The sequence below is a fragment of the Streptomyces sp. NBC_00582 genome, assembly GCF_036345155.1.
Taxonomy (GTDB): domain Bacteria; phylum Actinomycetota; class Actinomycetes; order Streptomycetales; family Streptomycetaceae; genus Streptomyces.
In genome coordinates this window covers 8851156-8868018 of record NZ_CP107772.1, presented here as the reverse complement: position 1 = coordinate 8868018, position 16863 = coordinate 8851156, and the positions used below count along the sequence as shown (strand labels likewise).

The following is a 16863-nucleotide window of genomic DNA, read 5'->3' as shown; positions in this document are numbered from 1 at the left end:
CGCCCTCCACGCCCGCTCGCCGCTCCTTCACCCACGGAGATCCATCAGAAGGGCCCTAGACGTAACTACGAGAGGGAACCGGCCCCAGGGCCGAGGCCACCGCGTCCGCCAGCGGACCGACCTCCCCCTCCCCCAACGTCGACACGGTGATCCGGATGCCGGGCCCGGCGCCCAGCCGGAACCGCGCCCCCGGTGACACTGCCCACCCCGCGTGCAGCAACCGGGCGACCACCCCCGTCTCGTCCGGCACGGGCACCCACACGTTCATCCCGCTGCGTCCGTGCGCGGCGACCCCTCGCTCGGCCAGCGCGGCGATCAGTGCCTCTCGCCGCCCCCGGTAGGCCGCGGCCACCGCGTGGCCGTCCACCGCGCCGTCGGCCCACAGCCGTACCACGGCCCGCTGGACCAACAGACTCACCCAGCCGGGGCCCAGCCGCTGGCGTCCCCGCACCCGGTCCACCGTGACCTGGTCGCCGGTGAGGACGGCGAGCCGCAGGTCGGGCCCGTAGGCCTTGGCGACCGAGCGGACGAAGGCCCAGTGCCGGGTGACGCCGGCGAGGGGGTGCAGGGGCAGGTCGACGATGCCGTGTCCGTGGTCGTCCTCGATCAGCAGCGCCCCGGGGTGGTCGGCGAGAACGGAACGCAGCGCACGCGCGCGTGCCGCGGTCACACAGGCGCCGGTGGGGTTCTGGGCGCGGTCGGTGACCAGAACGGCTCGCGCCCCGCCCTCCAGGGCCGCGCGCAGGTCGTCCGGGAGCGGGCCCTCGTCGTCGACGCCGACCGGGACCGTGCGCAGCCCGAGGGCCGGCACCAGGTCGAGGGTGCGGCCCCAGCCGGGGTCCTCCACTGCGACGGCGTCGCCCGGCTTGAGATGGGCGGCGAGGACGCGTTCCACGACGTCCAGGGAGCCGGAGGCCACGGCGAGCGGTCCGGCGGGCACGCCGTCGGCGTCGAGCGCGGCGCGGGCCGCCCGGGCCAGTTCGGGGTCCACCGGGTCGTCCCCGTACAGGACCGGCTCCCGGTCGCCGCGCTCGGCGGCCGCCGCGAAGGCGCCGGCGAGCGGGGGCAGCAGAGCCGGGGCGGGGTTGCCGTCCGCCAGGTCGCGGACCCCTTCCGGCACATCGAGGCGCACCTTCTCCCGGCCGGTGGTGGCGGGCTTGGGCCGCACCCGGCTGCCCCGGCGCCCGTGCGTCTCGATGACCCCGCGCTCGCGCAGGGTCCGGTACGCGGCCGCGACCGTGTTCGGGTTCACCCCGAGCGTGAGCGCCAATTCCCGCATGGGCGGCAGCAGTTGGCCCGGTTCCAGGGCACCTTCGCCCACCGCGCGCTCGATGCTCGCGGAAATGTCTGCTGCGCGGCGGCCTTCGATCCGATACTCTCCTAGCACAAACAAGATTATGCACTAGTGCAATGGAGAACACCAATGCAGGGGACCCACCAGCCGACACCGCAGCCCGCCGCGTACGCCGCGACCGACCGCACGGTCCCCACGCGTGCCGCGCAGAAGGCCTCCTACGACAAGGAACTGGTGCACGCGATACTCGACGAGGGGTACGTCTGCCACCTCGGCTTCGTCCGCGACGGCGCGCCGGTGGTGCTCCCCACGCTGTACGGCCGGGTCGGCGAGACCCTGTACGTGCACGGCTCGACGGGCTCGCGCCCGCTGCGGATGGCGGGCCAGGCCGACCCCGGGCTTCCGGTGTGCCTGACGGTGACGCATGTGGACGGTCTCGTCCTGGCGCGCTCGGCCTTCCACCACTCGATCAACTACCGCTCGGTCGTGGTGCACGGCCTCGCGTACGAGGTCACCGACCCCGAGGAGAAGCGCGCCGCGCTCGACGCGCTGGTGGACCACGTCGTCCCCGGCCGCGCCGCCGACTCCCGCCCGGCCGACAAGAAGGAACTGGCGGCGACCGCAGTGATCCGCCTCGACCTGAACGAGGTCTCCGCCAAGACCCGCACCGGCGGTGTGAACGACGAGCCCGAGGACCTGGACCTTCCCCACTGGGCCGGAGTGCTCCCCCTGCGCAAGGGGTACGGCACCCCGCTCCCGGAGGCCGACCTCGCCCCCGGCATCGGGGTCCCGGACTATCTCGCGGCGCTCTGACCCGTCAGACGGCGGTCTCGTGGGCGGACGGATCCCGCTCGGGCCCGACGCCCGCGACCGGCCGCGGGGAGCCCTTGGCGGGCGCGGACGACTGGGCGATGTACGCGCCGAGCAGCACCATCGCGCCGCCCGCGAGCTGCGGCGCCGAGAGGTGCTCGCCCAGCAGGACCCAGGCCAGCACGGTCGCGACGACCGCCTCCAGACAGGCCACGACACCCGCGACCTGCGGGGAGAGCCGGCGCACGGAGACCACTCCGGTCACATACGCGACGACCGTGGCGATCAGCACGATCCACACCAGCAGCAGCCAGGCCGGGACCCGGGTGCCGTCCAGGTCGGCGGTGCCCGTGAGCACGGAGAAGTCCAGGCCCCAGGGGCGGGCGACGACGGTGAGGACGAGCGAGCCGATCAGCAGGCCGTACGCGATCACGCCGAGCGGGTCGGGTGCGTCGTCGCCGGAGTCGCCGCCCTGGTCGGCCAGGACGAAGTAGCCGACCTGGCAGCAGGCGGCGGCCAGCGCGAGCACCAGCCCCAGGGCGTCGAAGCGCAGTCCCGACCACACCTCGACGACACAGGTGAGCCCGCCCACCGCGAGGACCACTCCGACCGCGGCGGCACGGGTCACCGGCCGCCGCTGCACGAACCGCACCCAGCCGAGCACCAGGGCGGGCGCGAGGTACTCCAGGAGCAGCGAGACCGCGACCGGCATCCGGGAGATCGACGCGAAGTAGAAGGCCTGGACCCCGGCCACCGCGAGCAGACCGAACCCGGCGAGCAGCGCGGGCCGACGGCGCAGCAGCGCACGGTGCCGCACGGCGAGGGGCAGCATCACGAGGGCGGCGCCGGTCACCCGCAGCCACACCACGTGCAGCGGGTCGAGCCCCGCCTCGATCAGCGGCTTGGCCGCGACCCCCGATCCACCGAAGGCGATCGCCGACCCGACCGCCAGCCCGAGCCCGATGCCCTTGCCGCGGCCGCCCTGACTGCTCACTGACGTACGCACCGGCCCATGATGACAGGCGACGACAGGACCGTCACCCCGGATGACACCTGTCTCGCGAGGTGGACGGCGGGGAGCGGTCGGCGCGGTGGTCAGAAAGCCGGCTCGGGACCTGAGGCGTACTCCGCCGACTGGGGCGCCGTGAGGGTCTCGTCGATCCGGGCGCGCAGCTCGTACACGTCGACCCCGGCGTGGGTGAGGACCTCGACGGCCCGCGCCTGCCGGTCCGTGACGATCGCCGCGAGCAGTTCGAGTCCGCGGACCCGCGGACCGGCGCGTCGGCCGCACGCCTGTTCCAGCGCGGCGGCCGCGAGCGGAGAGAACCCCTCGACCAGCGGGACGACGGGCAGCGCCCCGGAGTCCTCGACACCGCTCTGCCAGCGCAGGCCGTAGCCGATGCTGCGCTGGACGAGATAGCCGAGCAGCCGGGCGAGCTGGGGCCCGTCGCCGAAGACGGCTCGGACCCGGGGGTCGTGTTCGAGCAGGGAGTGCAGGAGGTGGGCGGTGTCGATCTGACGGTCCCCGTCGCGCACCGCCCGGCGGCGGGCAGCGGCGAGTGCCGCCGCGGACTCCGCGTCGAGTCTCGGGTCGTCGTCCGTCCCGTGCGTCGCCTGGTCGTTCGTCGACTGCCGGGGAATACGGGATTGCACCACCCCACCCCATCAGTCCCGGCCCGTCCGGTCATCCCCGGAGGGAAGCATCTGCGCGTCCCACGCAGAGCGGACACGGGCGGACGCAATCTCCTCCTTACGGAGGAGATCAGGCCTCCCGAAGGGGACTCTTCCCATTCCCTGACGGTTCATCAGTATTGAATGTTCGAGGCCCTGGGGCTACGTTCCGCGACACCGCAGCCCAGTTGCCCGACACGAGGAGGGTGGTCTCATGGCCGAAGTCAGCGCGGAGGCACGCATCCAGGCACCGGCCGAGAAGGTGTGGGCCCAGCTCACCGACTGGCCGGCGTACGGGGAGTGGAACGCGACCCACACCAACTTCCCCCGGGGCGGCCCCGAGACCCTGGAGGTGGGCGCGACCTTCCAGGAGAACATGAAGCTGATGGGCTTCCCTGCCGAGGTCGAGTGGACGGTCGCGGAGCTGGAGCCGGCCCGGGTGCTGGTGATCCGCGGCAAGGGCCCGATGGCGGTGTCCGTCGCCACGCGCTACACCCTCACCCCGGACGGGGACGCCACGACGGTCCGCATCGACGGCGAGTTCACGGGCGCGGCCGTGTCGCTGATGGCGGGCAAGCTGAAGGACTCGGGAACGGCCGCCCTGAACGAGTCGCTGCGCAAGCTGGGCGGGCTGGTGGCCTGAGCACGGAGGGCGTACGGCACACGAAGGCGCCCCGCGGATCGCTCCACGGGGCGCCTCCACCGTCGTACGGCGGCCGTCAGTCCTCGTCGGCGAGGATGAGGTACAGCTTCTTGCGGGCCTCGTTGATGACCGTGAGCGCCTTCTCGCGCTGCTCCTTGCTGCCGGTCTTCCAGACCTGCCCGAAGGCCTCCATCAGCCCGAAGCCGGCCTGGCGGATCTCGCCGAGCGCCTCCCAGTCGACGCCACGCGTGGCCTCTTCCCAGGGGGCCTCCGGACCACCCTCGGCCGCCGTGCGGCCCTCGTCGGTGAGCGAGAACAGCTTCTTGCCGCCTTCGCTCTCACTGCTGATCAGGCCCTCGTCCTCCAGGAGCTGGAGGGTCGGGTACACCGAGCCCGGGCTGGGCTTCCACGCCCCGCCGCTGCGCTCGGCGATCTCCTGGATCATCTCGTAACCGTGCATCGGACGGTCCTTGAGCAGGGCCAGGATCGAGGCCCGTACGTCACCGCGCCGCGCCCTCCCCCTGGGCCCGCCGCGCCCTCGGCCGCCCCAGGGGCCGGGGCCGAAGCCCGGTCCGCCCGGACCGAAACCGGGGCCGCCGGGGCCGAAGCCGGGGCCGCCCGGCCCGAAGGGACCGAAGGCGGCACGTCGTCCGCCCCGTCCACCGCGGCCGCCGAAGGGGCCGTCCTGTCCGTGTCCACGCTCGAATCCGTGGGTACGCATCGCCCATCACTCCATTCCATCGTTGATCTGTCGCGATGCTTCAACGATATATCGGAACAGTTCGCTTGGCAAGGCCCGGAAGGAGGGCGCGCGCGGCGGGTGCCTTTAGGGTGCGGACATGACATCGCAGCGCGGCCCGCACTCCTACCTCTCCGACCTGTTCTCGCTGGACGGCCTGGTCGCCGTGGTGACGGGAGGCAGTTCCGGCATCGGCCGGGCCATCGCCGGCGCGCTCGCGCGGGCCGGGGCGAGTGTGGTCGTCGTCGCGCGCCGGGAGTCGGAACTGGTCGCCACCGTCGAGGAGTTGACGGCGGAGAGCTGCCGGGCCGCCTGGGTGGGCGGCGACCTCGGAACGCGGGACGGCGTGCGCGCGGCGGCGGAGGCGGCGGCCGCCGTGTTCGGGGAGCCGGACATCCTCGTCAACAGCGCCGGCGTCAACCTGCGGCCCCCGATGGGCGAGCTGGGCGAGGACGTCTGGGACGCCACCATGGCCGTGAACCTGGAGGCGCCCCATCTGCTGGGCCAGCGGTTCGGCCCCGGCATGGCCGAGCGGGGCTTCGGACGGATCATCCACCTGACGTCCCAGCAGGCGCACCGGGCCTTCGTCCAGAGCGGGGCCTACGGGGTGTCCAAGGGGGCGCTGGAGTCGCTGGCCCGCTCCCAGGCCGAGGCCTGGTCGCCGCACGGCGTCACCTGCAACACCCTGGTGCCCGGGTTCGTCATGACCCCGCTCAACACCCGGTTGTCGTCCGACCCGGAGCGGGTGGCGGCGCTGGCCGCGCGCACCATGGTCGGTCGCAACGGGCTGGCCGAGGACTTCGCGGGAGCGGCGGTGTTCCTGGCCTCCCGTGCCTCCGGCTATGTCACCGGGCAGGCGATCTTCGTCGACGGAGGGTTCTCCGTCCACTGAGACCGCCTGCCCGGCCTGGAGCTCCGGTGACGGGGGCGGCTAGGCCGCCTGGGGGGTGAAGTGGTGCAGTTGGTCGACTCCCGGCTCGACGATGCCGTAACTGCTCTCGGGCACCTCGTTCCAGGCCCCGGGCAGATCGCCGAGCGGTTCGGAGACGACGAGCCGGGTGTCGTCGGAGACTCCGCGCAGGAAGGCGACGTCGGGGTGGAGCTGGCGCAGGGTCTCCACGGCGGTGCTGTAGAAGAGCGAACGGGACTTTCCCTGACTGGAGTAGCGGAAGCCCCACAGCCGCTCCCCGTCGGTGACGGAGACCGTCATCTGCAGCGGGAACTCCACGTCGTGGTCGTGCCCGACCCGTTCCACGAACCCCGCCATCCGCTCGACGGCGGACGGCGGGTCCTTCTCCAGGCCGAAGGTGAGCGCCAGGTAGAACATCATCTCGGAGTCCGTCGAGCCCTCCATGTCGAGGAAGAGCTCCGGGTCGACGGCGAGCGCGAGGTCACGCCGTATCCGGTGGAAATCGGTGATCGCCCCGTTGTGCATCCACAACCAGCGGCCGTGCCGGAAGGGATGGCAGTTGGTCTGCTGCACGGCCGTGCCGGTCGTGGCCCGGATATGGGCGAAGAACAGCGGGGAGCGGACGTGACAGGCGATCTCCCGCAGGTTGCGGTTGCTCCAGGCCGGCCCGACGTCCCGGAAGACGGCCGGGGCGTGGTCGTCGGAGTCGGCCGCGTACCAGCCGATCCCGAAGCCGTCGCCGTTGGTCGTCTCGACGCCCATCCGGGAGTGCAGACTCTGGTCGATCAGCGAGTGCGCCGGCTTGTACAGGATCGTGTCGAGCAGGATGGGGGTTCCCGAGTAGGCCAGCCATCGGCACATCGTCGTCAGCCTTCCTGTAGCGCGTGGACTGTCTTCACCCACGGAGATCCATCAGAAACACCCCCTAGGCGTACCGGTCGGGTCGCACGACGCACAGGGCCCAGATGACGAACGCGGAGAACGCGATCATCACCACCGACCAGACCGGGTAGTACGGCAGGGAGAGGAAGTTGGCGATGATGATGAGGCTCGCGATGGCCACACCACCGACGCGGGCCCACATCGCCGTCTGGAACAGGCCCAGACTGATGATCACCGCGACCGCTCCGAGGATCAGATGGACCCAGCCCCAGCCGGTGACGTCGAACCGGAAGACGTAGCTGCGTGTCGTGACGAAGATGTCGTCCTCGGCGATCCCCATGATCCCGCGGAAGATGTCGAGCACTCCGGCGATCATGAGCGTGACTGCGGCGAACGCCGTCAGACCCTCGGCCCAGTGCCGCCTGGTCTCGTGCGCGCGCGTCGGATTGGTCGTCATGCCCTGCCTCGATTCCCTGTCTTCGGTGTCGTGCGGCGGCTCAGCCGCGGTGCGCCGTGCCGTGCCCGCTCAGGACGAGCTGCTTCGCGCGGTCGAACTCCTCGTCCGTGATGTCCCCGCGGGCCTTGATCTCGGAGAGCCTGGCCAGTTCGTCCACGCTGCTGGTGGGGCCGGTGCCCTTGGCGGTCTCGCGGATGTAGTCGTCGAACTGCCGCTGCTGTTCCTTCGCCTGCGCCCTCTCCCGGCGGCCCATGTTCTTCCCGCGCGCGACGACGTAGACGAACACGCCGAGGAACGGCAGGCAGATGCAGAACACCAGCCAGCCGGCCTTGGCCCAGCCGCTGAGGTCGTCGTCGCGGAAGATGTCCACGACGACCCGGAACAGCAGCACGAACCACATGATCCACAGGAAGAAGATCAGCATGGTCCAGAAGGCGCTGAGCAGCGGATAGTCGTAGGCGAGGTACGTGTCCCCGGTCATCTCACTCCTCCGTTCCGGGCCTGCGCCCGTTCGGTCTCCGGGTCTGGGCCCGGCGGTCGTTGACTGCCGTCTTCAGCGTGCCCACGGCAAGCGGCGGGCGCCTCACCCCGGGCGGGTGATCCCGGGCCCGGAGTCCTCGCCGCTCCGCTCGGGCTCCGGCGCACCGGTGAGGCCCGCCCTGCGCAGGGCCGCCCGCCAGGCGAGGGCCATGGCCACCTCGGCCAGGCCGATCAGGACCAGCCACAGCCCGAGCAGCCGGGTCAGCGCCCGGGCCGACTCGGTGGGCAGGGCCAGGACGACGATCCCCGCGACGACGGCGAGCAGGGCGACGGCCAGGACGAAGCCCCGGTGCGGCAGGTCCCGGGCGGCCAGGGCGGTGTAGAGGGTGAGGACGCCCGACACCAGCCAGACGACCCCGACGATCAGGGAGAGCGTGGCGATGGTCTGCAGGGGGTTGCGCAGACACAGCACGCCCGGGAGGACGTACAGCACGGACAGCAGCAGTCCGGGCAGCCGTTCGCCGTGATCCTCGCGGGCGAACACCGCGACGAACCGGAACGCCCCCGTCACCAGCAGATACAGCCCGATGAGCACCGCCAGGACGTGCAGTGTCTCGTCGGGCCACACCAGCACCAGGACGCCCGGGACGAGCGTGGCGACGGCCGACCCGAGCAGCCAGGTCCAGGAGCGGCCGAGGGCGGAGAGTGCGGCGGCGGAGTCTCCGCCGGACGGCATGGTCATGGTTTCTCCCAGCGCGGTCAGTCCGGCATCTGCCGCATCTCCAGGACGTGCAGCCCCAGGGACTGGCAGCGGGCCAGCAGCCCGTACAGATGCGCCTCGTCGACGACGTGTCCGAACAGGACGGTCTGGCCGGACATCACCACGTGGTCCAGCTCGGGAAAGACCTTGATCAACGTCTCCGACATCTGTCCGTCGACACGGATCTCGTAGCGCATGGGCCTTCCTTGTGGTCTCCCTGCGATCCTCCGTCGCGGCGGGCCGCCGAACCTCACCCGATACAGGTGATACGGCACCCGGGCCACCCGGCTGATCTGCGGCGATGCCTCCGGAACAGGTGTGCTCACTCCTTCAGGAGCAGCTTGAACGCGATGATCAGCAGGCCCAGCAGGAGGTTGACGGAGGCGGTGACCGCCACCAGCGCCCAGGTGGCCCCGGCCCGCCGTGCCGCGGCCACCGACCAGCCGACCTGGCCCGCCACCGCGACCGAGAGCGCGAACCACAGCGTGCCCGCGAGGTCGAGGCCGAGGACGGGGCTGATCGCCACCGCGACGGCGGGCGGGACGGCGGCCTCGACGATCGGCCACTCCTCCCGGCACACGTGCAGCAGGACCGCGCCGCGATCCCGCTGTCGCTGGGCCAGCCGGGCCCCGAACATCTGGGCGTGCACATGCGCCAGCCAGAACACCACACCCGTGAGCAACAGCAGCCCCACCAGCTCCAGGCGGGGGAAGTCGCCCAGTGCTCCGGCGCCGACGACGACGGACGCGGCGAGCATCGAGCCGTAGACGCCTCCGGTGTAGTCGGCGCGGGACCGCCGCTCGGCGGGGCCGTCCCGGACGGCGAGGTGCTCGGTGTCGGACATGACCGGCTCCTTCGGGCTCAGGTCGCGTCGACGCGCGACGGCTCCGGACGACGGGAGGGCCGACCCGGCAGATGCGAGGTGACCAGGAGACTGGCCAGGGTGATCCCTCCGGCGGCGAGGATCCCCGCCTTGAGTCCGTCGAGCTGCGCGTCGGCGTACGAGTCCGTGAGCGCGTCGACCTCGGCGGGCGGGAGTCCGGCCTGCTCGGCCGCCGTGCGCACCTGGTCGGTGGAGACGAAGCCGATGCCCGCCTCCAGGGCGACGCTCGTCTTCTGCCGCGTCTGCTCCGACAGGTGCGGGTTGCTCTCCACTTCCGTGGTGAAGGCGTGGGCGAGGGCTCCGACCAGCAGCGATCCGATGAGCGCGGTGCCCAGCGCGGAGCCCAGGTTCTGGGCGGTGAACTGCAGCCCGCCGACCTCGCTGCGCTCCTCCTCGCCCGCACTGGACTGGACGACGTTGCCGAGCTGCGAGGCGAGCAGGCCCATCCCGATGCCGAGCAGCCCCATGGCACAGCCGAACTGCACGTCGTCGATCACCGGGTCGATGGTGGCCAGCAGCCACACGATGGCGGCGGCCAGGGTCAGCAGGGCCAGCCGCACCACCGGACGGGCGCCGACCACCCGTCCGAGGCGTGCGGCGAGCGTGGACGCCAGCAGCATGGTCACGGACACGGGCACCAGGCGCAGTCCGGTCTCGAAGGCGTCGAAACCCTGGACGACCTGCAGGTAGAGCGGGATGGCGAAGAACAGTCCGAGCAGGATGAGGTTCTGGCCGAGCAGACAGAGCAGGCCCGAGCGCAGGGCGGGTCTGTGCAGCAGGTCCAGGTCCACCAGGGGGTCGGCGTGCCGCCCCTCCCGGTGCCGTTCCCAGCGCGCGAAGGCGGCGAGCACGGCGACCCCGAGACCGATCACGAACAGGGTCGGTGCGAAACCCAGGACGGTGAAGGGCGGGTTGCGCGGCTGCACCCAGCCCCAGGTGCCGCTCTGGAGCACACCGAGCACGCCCAGGGCCAGGCCCGCCGCCGAGAGCGTGGCGCCGACCCCGTCCAGGCGCGGCCGGGGGCCGGGCCGCGGAACCTCGGTGATCACACGGCGGAAGGCGAGGATCACCAGCACGACCACGACCTCCCCGGCGAAGACCAGCCGCCAGGTGAGATACGTCGTGACCCAGCCGCCCAGCAGCGGGCCGACGGCGATGCCCGCACCGGCGAGCCCGCCGATGACGCCGTAGGCGACGGCCCGGTCCCGCCCCCGGTAGGACGCGGCCACGAGGGCGGCCATCGCCGGCAACACCATCGCGGCACCGAGCCCCTCGATGACCGACCAGCCCACGGCCAGCACCCCCACGGTCGGCGCGGCGGCGGTCAGGGCGGAGCCGACGCCGTAGACGACGAGCCCGAGGAGGAACAGCCGGCGCCGTCCGAAGATGTCTCCGAGCCGGCCTCCCACGATCATGAAGGCCGCCATGACCAGCGCGTACAGGGTGATCACGGCCTGGATGGTGGTCACCTCGGTGTCGAAGTCCTCGACCAGCCGGCTGATCGAGACGTTCATGACGGAGGTGTCGAGCACCATCAGGAACTGGGCGGTCCCCAGGACCATCAGAGCGTGCCAGCGCGCCACGTCGTCCCCCTCGGGGAGTCGGGTCGCCCGGGACACCGCCGGAGCCGGCCGGGCGGCGACCGGGGCCCGGCCGCCACTCCCGATCCCACCCGAGGAGCGGGCCGGGCGCCTCACCCGTCAGGGGCGAACCCGGGGTCGGGTGTCGTCAGAGCAGTCCCCGTTCCCGTGCCCGGCGCACCGCGTCATGGCGGCGGTTGACGCCCAGCTTGCGGTAGGCGCTCTTGAGGTGGGTCTTGACCGTGTTCACCGACACGTACAGATCGGCGGCGATCTCCTCGGTGGACATCATCTGCGCCAGGCGTCGCAGCACATCGCGCTCGCGTCCGCTCAGGTCCTCCACGACCACCGGGGGCCCGGTGTCGGCGGGAGGCGGGGGCGCGCCGGGGGTGAGCCAGCCGCCGGCCAGCTCCCGCAGGGGGTCGGCGCTCAGCAAGGGCGTGAGCCAGGGACCGGTCTCGAGGAAGGGCCGGCGCAGTCGGTCGCGCCGGGCCTCGCGCAGGGCCCGGGCGACGAGCCGGCGCGCGGCGGCGGGGTCGCCGGTCCGCTCGGCGGCCCGGGCCCGCACCAGCGTGGCCCGCACGGTCACGGCGGGGCCGCAGCGGTCCTCGGGGCGCGTCCGGTCGAGCAGCTCGACCGCCGCACCCGGCTCACCCGCCGCCAGCCGGGCCCGCGCCTCCTCCACGGCGCAGGCCACCTGGTCCTCGGGCACCGCGCGCAACAGGCGTACGGCGGTCTCGGGCCGTCCCTCCGCGAGGTGCGCGGCGGAGGCGACCAGCGCCGACTGCCCCGCCGCCCAGGGGGAGACCACCTCGGCGGTGACGGCGGGCTCCACCGCTTCGAGCGCGCCCCGGGTGTCGCCGCGGGCCAGGTGCAGCCGTGCGGTGGCGAGGGCGCGGCCCGCCTCCCGCACCGGGTCGCGCAGCGCGGGGTGCGATTCGGCCGCCGCGTCGAGGAGGGCCTGGGCCTCGTCGAGCTCGTCGCGGTCGACGGCCACGGCGGCCAGGACGAGCAGCCCGATGCCGGAGCCGGCCGACCGGGGCAGTCCGAACCGTTCCGTCTCGGCCATCGCCGCGCGGGCCTGGCGCTCCGCCCGCCCGGCCCAGCCGTCGAGGCAGTCGATGAGGGCCAGCCGGCCGAGGGCGTCCTCGCGCAGCAGCGCCGTCGAGGCTCCGCCGGGGCAGTCGGCGGCGGGCGCGAGGGCGGCCCGTGCCTCCTCGAACCGTCCGGCCCACAGCCGGGTGGAGCCCAGGTGGGTCAGCAGCAGGGCGGTGAGTTCGGGGTGCTTGTCCAGCAGGTGGGCGGGGACCCGTCCGCGTACCCTCTCGGCCTCCGCCGCGGCCGCCTCCGCCCGCTCGGGCGAACCGGTCAGCCGGGCGGCGGAGGCCTCCAGCAGGGCACAGCTGAGCCGGGCGGCGGCCTCGTCCGGAGCCGTGTCCGCACCCTCGTCCGGCGCGGTGTTCTCCGCGAACCCCCGCTCGGCGAGCCGTAGATGGGCCAGGCCGTGGTCCAGGTCGCACCGGGACAGATCACGGGCCGCCCGGACGAGTTCCGTCGCCGGGCTGCCGGCCTCGGGCCCCATCCGGGAGAACAGCTCGACGAGATCGTCGGAGCGCAGGCCCGTGAAGAGCTGACCGATGGCGAGGTCGTCGACCAGCGCGCCCGCGGTGAACTCCCAGTCGCCCGCGGCGGCCCCGTGCCCCAGCGTCTCCGGGAGCAGTCCCGACCGTCCGAACCAGTGGGCGGCCCGCCGGTGCAGCTCCGGCTCCAGGCCGGGGGCCCGCACCCGCAGATGGGCGCGCAGGATCTCCCCGAACAGCGGGTGGAGGCGGTACCAGGCGTGCCCGAGGTCCTCGACGAAGGCGTTCTCCCGGTGCAGTCCGGCCAGGATCGGCTCGGAGTCGGCGCGTTCGGTCAGCGCGTTGGCCAGCTCGGGACAGAGCCGTTCGAGGACGCTGACCCGCAGCAGGAGGTCCTGTACCTCGGGGCTCTGCCGTTTGAGGACCTCGGCCAGCAGGAAGTCGGCGACGGTGCTGCGGTCGGCCTCGAACTCCTTCAGATACGTCTGCGGATCCGGGCTCTCCTGCGCGGCGAGGGCGCACAGGCGCAGGCCGGCGGCCCAGCCCCGGGTGCGTTCCACGAGCGCGCCCGCCGCGGGCAGGGGCAGGCGCAGCCCGTGCAGCGCGAGCAGCTCGGCCGTCTCCTGCGGGGTGAAGGCCAGCTCCGCGCCGCGGATCTCCGTCAGCTCACCCGCGGCACGGTAGCGGTGCAGCGGCAGCAGGGGTTCCGTGCGGGTGACGAGGATCAGCCGCAGTCCGCCGCCCGCGTGGTGCAGCACGAACTCCAGTTGCTGGGCGATGTCGGGGTCGCGGACCTGGTCGTACTCGTCGAGGACGAGGGTGACGGGCCGTTCCCGCGCGCTGAGGTCGGCGGCGAGCCGCGCCAGCAGGGTGTGGGTGACCCGGCTCGCGTCCGCCGGACTGCCGACTCCGGCGGGTGGCGGCACCCCGGCGGCCCGCAGCGCCTGGAGCAGGTACGCCCAGAACATGCCGGGGCCCTGGTCGGCGGCCTCGGTGGTGAACCAGGCGACGGCCGGCTTCCGGTCGGCCGCCCAGTCGGCGACGAGCAGGGTCTTCCCGGCACCGGCGGAGCCGTTCACCATGGTCAGCGGGGTGGTGAGAGCCTGGTCGAGATGGAGCAGCAGCCGCTTCCGGCGCAGAAAGGTCGCCGGTCGAGCGGGTACCGCGAACCGCGTCCGCAGATACGGATCCCCTTGGGGATCGGCCACCGATGCCGCCGCCCTCTCGTCCCGGGGATCGTCCCCCGGAACCTTCGGCTCGGCACCGTCTTCCTCGAGTCCAGCCATGCGCTCACCGCCCGGTGTCGATCGTGGGTAGCGCTCGCCTCCTCCAGCATCGCAGGGACGGCGCCACCGCGCAGCGGGAGGAAAGCGCAGGTCAGCCGCTCCCCGGTAGCCCCAGATACGCGCGGTACCAGGCGGCCGAGTCCGCGAGGCGGCTCAGCGGGCCGGGACCCGGCGACCGACCGGCCAGCTTCCAGAGCTCCTCGGCGAGGTACCAGTGGTCCTCGGCGGCCAACGCGAACTGGCGTTCGGAGACCGCTCCTGGGGTCGCCCGCAGCCGCTCCCGGCAGACCGGCAGCGGCCAGTCGGCGTCCGGCCGGGGCGGCAGCACGCCGTGAGCGGCTAGTTCGGCCAGCAGATCGCCGATGCGCACGGGGTCCGGATGTCCCGCGTGGTGGACACCGGGCGGCACGTCCCGCGCCCCCACGGCGACGGCGGCGATCAGCCGGCCGAGGTCGCCGGCGTCCACCACGGTCAGCAGCGCACGTCCGCCGTCCCACTCGGCGGGCACCCGTTCCACCAGCTCCCGCAGCGCCGGTACGACCCAGCGGTCGCCGGCACCGAGCACGAGCCCGGGCCGCAGCACGACGGCCCCCGCCCGGCGCGCGTACGACTCCCCCGCCAGCCGGGACCGGCTCACGGCGGAGGCGGGCTCGGCCGGGATCGCGTCGACCGCGACACCCCGGTGCGGTCCACCGCCGTAGACGGCGGCGGTGGACAGGTGCACCACCCGGCCGACGCCGGCCCGCGCCGCCTCCTCCATGACCCACCGGGTGCCCTCGACGTTGACGGCCTCGCAGAGCCGCTCGTCCCCACCGATGTACGAGGCCAGATGGACGACGGCCCCGGCGCCCTCGCACAGCCCGCGCACCGCGCCCGGATCGGTCAGATCACCGCGCACCCATTCGACGGACCCCTCCTCCTCGGGCACGCTCCGCACCAGCGCCCGCACCCGTGGACCGGACCCGCCGCCGCCCCACTCCCCCGGATCCAACAGCGCCCGCAGCACATGCGACCCGATGAATCCGGTCGCCCCGGTCAGCACCACCGTGCCCTCGCCCTGCCGCACCGTTCCCCTCCCTCATCCGGGATGCCGTCCGCTCCCCGGCCCGTGAACGACCCGCAACCCTACGGCACTTGGCGTGCCCGCCGCCCGGGTGGACCGGAGAAACAGGTCCAGGACCCGTCGATTGGCCTTGGTCGACGGGCGCCCACCCCGCTTAACGTCACCGCCATGCGCATCCGAATCGTCGACGCCTTCGCCGACCGCCCCTTCGCCGGGAACCCGGCCGGAGTCCTGCTCCTCGACGCCTTCCCCGGCGACGACCGGCTCCAGAACGTGGCCCTGGAGGTCAACCACGCCGAGACGGCGTTCGCCCATCCGCTCCCGCCGGGCGGCGAGGCGGACTGGGCGCTGCGCTGGTTCACGCCCGTCACCGAGGTCGACCTGTGCGGCCACGCCACCCTGGCCACGGCCCATGTCCTGCACAGCACGGGCGCCCACAGGGGCCCGGTACGGTTCGCCACCCGCAGCGGCGTCCTCGTCGCGACCCCGGCCGAGGACGGCTCGATCACCCTGGACCTCCCGACCGCGCCCCTCACACCGGCCGCACTGCCGCAGGGCGCCGCCGAGGCCCTGGGCGCCGAACCGCTCGCCGTCCTCGACACCGGCCCGCACGTGGGTGACCTGCTGGTCGAGCTGGCCGACGAGCGGGCCGTCCACGCCCTGCGGCCGGACCACAGGGCGCTCGGCGCCTGCTCCCGGCAGGGCGTCATCGCCACGGCACGCGCCGAGAACCCCGGCCTCGGCTACGACTTCGTCTCCCGCTGCTTCTTCCCGAACGTCGGCATCGACGAGGACCCGGTCACCGGCAGCGCCCACACCGCACTGGCCCCGTACTGGTCCGAACGGCTCGGCCGTACCCGGCTCACCGGTCTGCAGGCCTCCCCCCGCTCCGGCCGCGTCGGCACCGAGCTGCGCGGCGAGCGGACGCTGCTGACCGGCCGCGCGGTGACGGTCGTCGACGGTGAGCTGCTGGCCTGGTGAGACCCCGGCGGCTCAGGCCGTCGGCAACCAGGACACATGCCCCGCGAGCAGCGCGTACCCGACGAAGGCCCCGATGTCGAGCAGCGAGTGCGCCGCCACCAGCGGCCCCACCCGCCCCCAGCGCCGGTACAGGTAGACGAACACCACGCCCATCACCATGTTGCCGATGAACCCGCCGATGCCCTGGTAGAGGTGGTACGACCCGCGCAGCACGGCGCTGGCCACCAGCGCCGTGCCCGGGGTCCAGCCGAGCTGCCCGAGACGGCGCAGCAGATAGCCGACCACGATGACCTCTTCGAGGACCGCGTTCTGCAGCGCCGACAGGATCAGCACGGGGTACTTCCACCACACGTCGGGCAGCGCCTCGGGGACCACGGTGAGGTTGAAGCCGAGCCCGCGGGCCGCGAGGTAGAAGGCGATGCCGGTGCTGCCGATGACGGCCGCGATCCCGGCGCCGCGCCCCAGGTCGGACCAGGGCCGGGTGCGGTCGAGGCCGAGCGTCCGCAGCCCGTGCCGCCCCTCCCGCACCAGCAGATGCGCGACGAGCGCGACGGGCACGAGCGCCGAGGCGATCCCGAAGAGCTGCCAGGCGAGGTCCAGCCAGGGCCGCCCCGGCGCGGCGGAGGCGTTGAGCGTCGCCGCCTGGTCCTTCAGCCCACCCGGCCTCGTGACCGACCCGATGAAGCTGATGAGGGCGGACACCCCGCTGGCCCCGAGCGAAAGCCCCAGCACCAGCAGGGTCTCGTCCCGAAAGATCCGCCGAGACGGCCGCTCGTCGTACACCTCGCCCACCCGCACACCCGCTTCCGTTCAAGGGACACCACAGCTTGCCCGATGCCCTGAA

At 73.2% G+C, this 16863-nt stretch carries 18 protein-coding genes; 4 read left to right on the top strand and 14 right to left on the bottom strand.

Annotated features, from left to right (window positions below):
• Positions 1-55 precede the first annotated feature (55 nt).
• A complete protein-coding gene (locus OG852_RS40145) occupies positions 56-1387 on the bottom strand; it encodes an aminotransferase class I/II-fold pyridoxal phosphate-dependent enzyme (protein WP_330350439.1) in 1332 nt (443 codons plus the stop codon).
• 36 nt (positions 1388-1423) lie between these two features.
• On the opposite strand from OG852_RS40145, the gene OG852_RS40140 reads away from it, so the two are divergent.
• Complete coding sequence (locus tag OG852_RS40140; protein ID WP_133915317.1) at positions 1424-2107, top strand: pyridoxamine 5'-phosphate oxidase family protein; 684 nt, start codon at positions 1424-1426, stop codon at positions 2105-2107.
• A gap of 4 nt (positions 2108-2111) precedes the next feature.
• Here the strand turns inward: OG852_RS40140 and OG852_RS40135 are convergent, their stop codons facing one another.
• Positions 2112-3110, bottom strand: a complete 999-nt coding sequence (locus OG852_RS40135) for an EamA family transporter (RefSeq protein WP_330350438.1) — start codon at positions 3108-3110, stop codon at positions 2112-2114.
• Between the two features lie 89 nt (positions 3111-3199).
• The gene (locus tag OG852_RS40130) at positions 3200-3757 is read right to left on the bottom strand and encodes a Clp protease N-terminal domain-containing protein (protein ID WP_330350437.1); all 558 of its coding nucleotides are present in this window, start codon (positions 3755-3757) and stop codon (positions 3200-3202) included.
• A gap of 232 nt (positions 3758-3989) precedes the next feature.
• Between OG852_RS40130 and OG852_RS40125 the strand changes: the two genes are divergently transcribed.
• Positions 3990-4418 carry a type II toxin-antitoxin system Rv0910 family toxin gene (locus OG852_RS40125; protein ID WP_055632335.1) on the top strand — a complete coding sequence of 143 codons (429 nt, stop codon included), beginning with the start codon at positions 3990-3992 and terminating at the stop codon, positions 4416-4418.
• A 76-nt stretch (positions 4419-4494) separates the two neighbouring features.
• Here OG852_RS40125 and OG852_RS40120 read toward each other — a convergent pair whose 3' ends face one another.
• Positions 4495-5139 carry a PadR family transcriptional regulator gene (locus OG852_RS40120; protein ID WP_330350436.1) on the bottom strand — a complete coding sequence of 215 codons (645 nt, stop codon included), beginning with the start codon at positions 5137-5139 and terminating at the stop codon, positions 4495-4497.
• Between the two features lie 118 nt (positions 5140-5257).
• Between OG852_RS40120 and OG852_RS40115 the strand changes: the two genes are divergently transcribed.
• Positions 5258-6049, top strand: a complete 792-nt coding sequence (locus tag OG852_RS40115; RefSeq protein ID WP_330350435.1) for an SDR family NAD(P)-dependent oxidoreductase — start codon at positions 5258-5260, stop codon at positions 6047-6049.
• A gap of 39 nt (positions 6050-6088) precedes the next feature.
• Here the strand turns inward: OG852_RS40115 and OG852_RS40110 are convergent, their stop codons facing one another.
• From OG852_RS40110 to OG852_RS40070, 9 genes are all read right to left on the bottom strand, one after another.
• Entirely contained in the window at positions 6089-6928 is an 840-nt protein-coding gene (locus OG852_RS40110) for a class II glutamine amidotransferase (RefSeq protein WP_133917941.1), read from the bottom strand.
• A 64-nt stretch (positions 6929-6992) separates the two neighbouring features.
• Positions 6993-7406 carry a DUF7144 family membrane protein gene (locus OG852_RS40105; RefSeq protein WP_133917940.1) on the bottom strand — a complete coding sequence of 138 codons (414 nt, stop codon included), beginning with the start codon at positions 7404-7406 and terminating at the stop codon, positions 6993-6995.
• Between the two features lie 40 nt (positions 7407-7446).
• Positions 7447-7887, bottom strand: coding sequence for an SHOCT domain-containing protein (locus OG852_RS40100; protein WP_330350434.1), 441 nt, complete (start codon positions 7885-7887; stop codon positions 7447-7449).
• A 102-nt stretch (positions 7888-7989) separates the two neighbouring features.
• A complete protein-coding gene (locus tag OG852_RS40095; protein ID WP_330350433.1) occupies positions 7990-8628 on the bottom strand; it encodes an HdeD family acid-resistance protein in 639 nt (212 codons plus the stop codon).
• Between the two features lie 17 nt (positions 8629-8645).
• On the bottom strand, positions 8646-8843 hold the full coding sequence (locus tag OG852_RS40090) for a hypothetical protein (protein ID WP_133917937.1): 198 nt from the start codon (positions 8841-8843) through the stop codon (positions 8646-8648).
• A 125-nt stretch (positions 8844-8968) separates the two neighbouring features.
• Positions 8969-9490, bottom strand: a complete 522-nt coding sequence (locus tag OG852_RS40085; RefSeq protein ID WP_133917936.1) for a hypothetical protein — start codon at positions 9488-9490, stop codon at positions 8969-8971.
• A gap of 17 nt (positions 9491-9507) precedes the next feature.
• Positions 9508-11112: an MFS transporter gene (locus tag OG852_RS40080; protein ID WP_133917935.1), complete on the bottom strand. Its 1605-nt coding sequence runs from the start codon at positions 11110-11112 to the stop codon at positions 9508-9510.
• 145 nt (positions 11113-11257) lie between these two features.
• Positions 11258-13975: a LuxR C-terminal-related transcriptional regulator gene (locus OG852_RS40075; protein ID WP_330350432.1), complete on the bottom strand. Its 2718-nt coding sequence runs from the start codon at positions 13973-13975 to the stop codon at positions 11258-11260.
• Positions 13976-14066: 91 nt separating this feature from the next.
• Positions 14067-15041, bottom strand: a complete 975-nt coding sequence (locus OG852_RS40070) for an NAD-dependent epimerase/dehydratase family protein (RefSeq protein ID WP_330350431.1) — start codon at positions 15039-15041, stop codon at positions 14067-14069.
• Positions 15042-15206: 165 nt separating this feature from the next.
• Here OG852_RS40070 and OG852_RS40065 point away from each other — a divergent pair, with 165 nt between their 5' ends.
• Positions 15207-16019 (top strand): PhzF family phenazine biosynthesis protein, encoded by an 813-nt coding sequence (locus tag OG852_RS40065; RefSeq protein WP_330350430.1) that lies wholly within the window; start codon positions 15207-15209, stop codon positions 16017-16019.
• Between the two features lie 12 nt (positions 16020-16031).
• Here the strand turns inward: OG852_RS40065 and OG852_RS40060 are convergent, their stop codons facing one another.
• Positions 16032-16817, bottom strand: a complete 786-nt coding sequence (locus OG852_RS40060; RefSeq protein ID WP_330350429.1) for a CPBP family intramembrane glutamic endopeptidase — start codon at positions 16815-16817, stop codon at positions 16032-16034.
• Positions 16818-16863 lie beyond the last annotated feature (46 nt).

Bases quoted from the DNA above. Each gene is read 5' to 3' on its own strand.
- OG852_RS40140 (WP_133915317.1), top strand. From the start codon at position 1,424: ATGCAGGGGACCCACCAGCCGACACCGCAGCCCGCCGCGTACGCCGCG.
- OG852_RS40125 (WP_055632335.1), top strand. From the start codon at position 3,990: ATGGCCGAAGTCAGCGCGGAGGCACGCATCCAGGCACCGGCCGAGAAG.
- OG852_RS40120 (WP_330350436.1), bottom strand. From the start codon at position 5,139: ATGCGTACCCACGGATTCGAGCGTGGACACGGACAGGACGGCCCCTTC.
- OG852_RS40115 (WP_330350435.1), top strand. From the start codon at position 5,258: ATGACATCGCAGCGCGGCCCGCACTCCTACCTCTCCGACCTGTTCTCG.
- OG852_RS40110 (WP_133917941.1), bottom strand. From the start codon at position 6,928: ATGTGCCGATGGCTGGCCTACTCGGGAACCCCCATCCTGCTCGACACG.
- OG852_RS40105 (WP_133917940.1), bottom strand. From the start codon at position 7,406: ATGACGACCAATCCGACGCGCGCGCACGAGACCAGGCGGCACTGGGCC.
- OG852_RS40100 (WP_330350434.1), bottom strand. From the start codon at position 7,887: ATGACCGGGGACACGTACCTCGCCTACGACTATCCGCTGCTCAGCGCC.
- OG852_RS40095 (WP_330350433.1), bottom strand. From the start codon at position 8,628: ATGACCATGCCGTCCGGCGGAGACTCCGCCGCCGCACTCTCCGCCCTC.
- OG852_RS40090 (WP_133917937.1), bottom strand. From the start codon at position 8,843: ATGCGCTACGAGATCCGTGTCGACGGACAGATGTCGGAGACGTTGATC.
- OG852_RS40085 (WP_133917936.1), bottom strand. From the start codon at position 9,490: ATGTCCGACACCGAGCACCTCGCCGTCCGGGACGGCCCCGCCGAGCGG.
- OG852_RS40075 (WP_330350432.1), bottom strand. From the start codon at position 13,975: ATGGCTGGACTCGAGGAAGACGGTGCCGAGCCGAAGGTTCCGGGGGAC.
- OG852_RS40065 (WP_330350430.1), top strand. From the start codon at position 15,207: ATGCGCATCCGAATCGTCGACGCCTTCGCCGACCGCCCCTTCGCCGGG.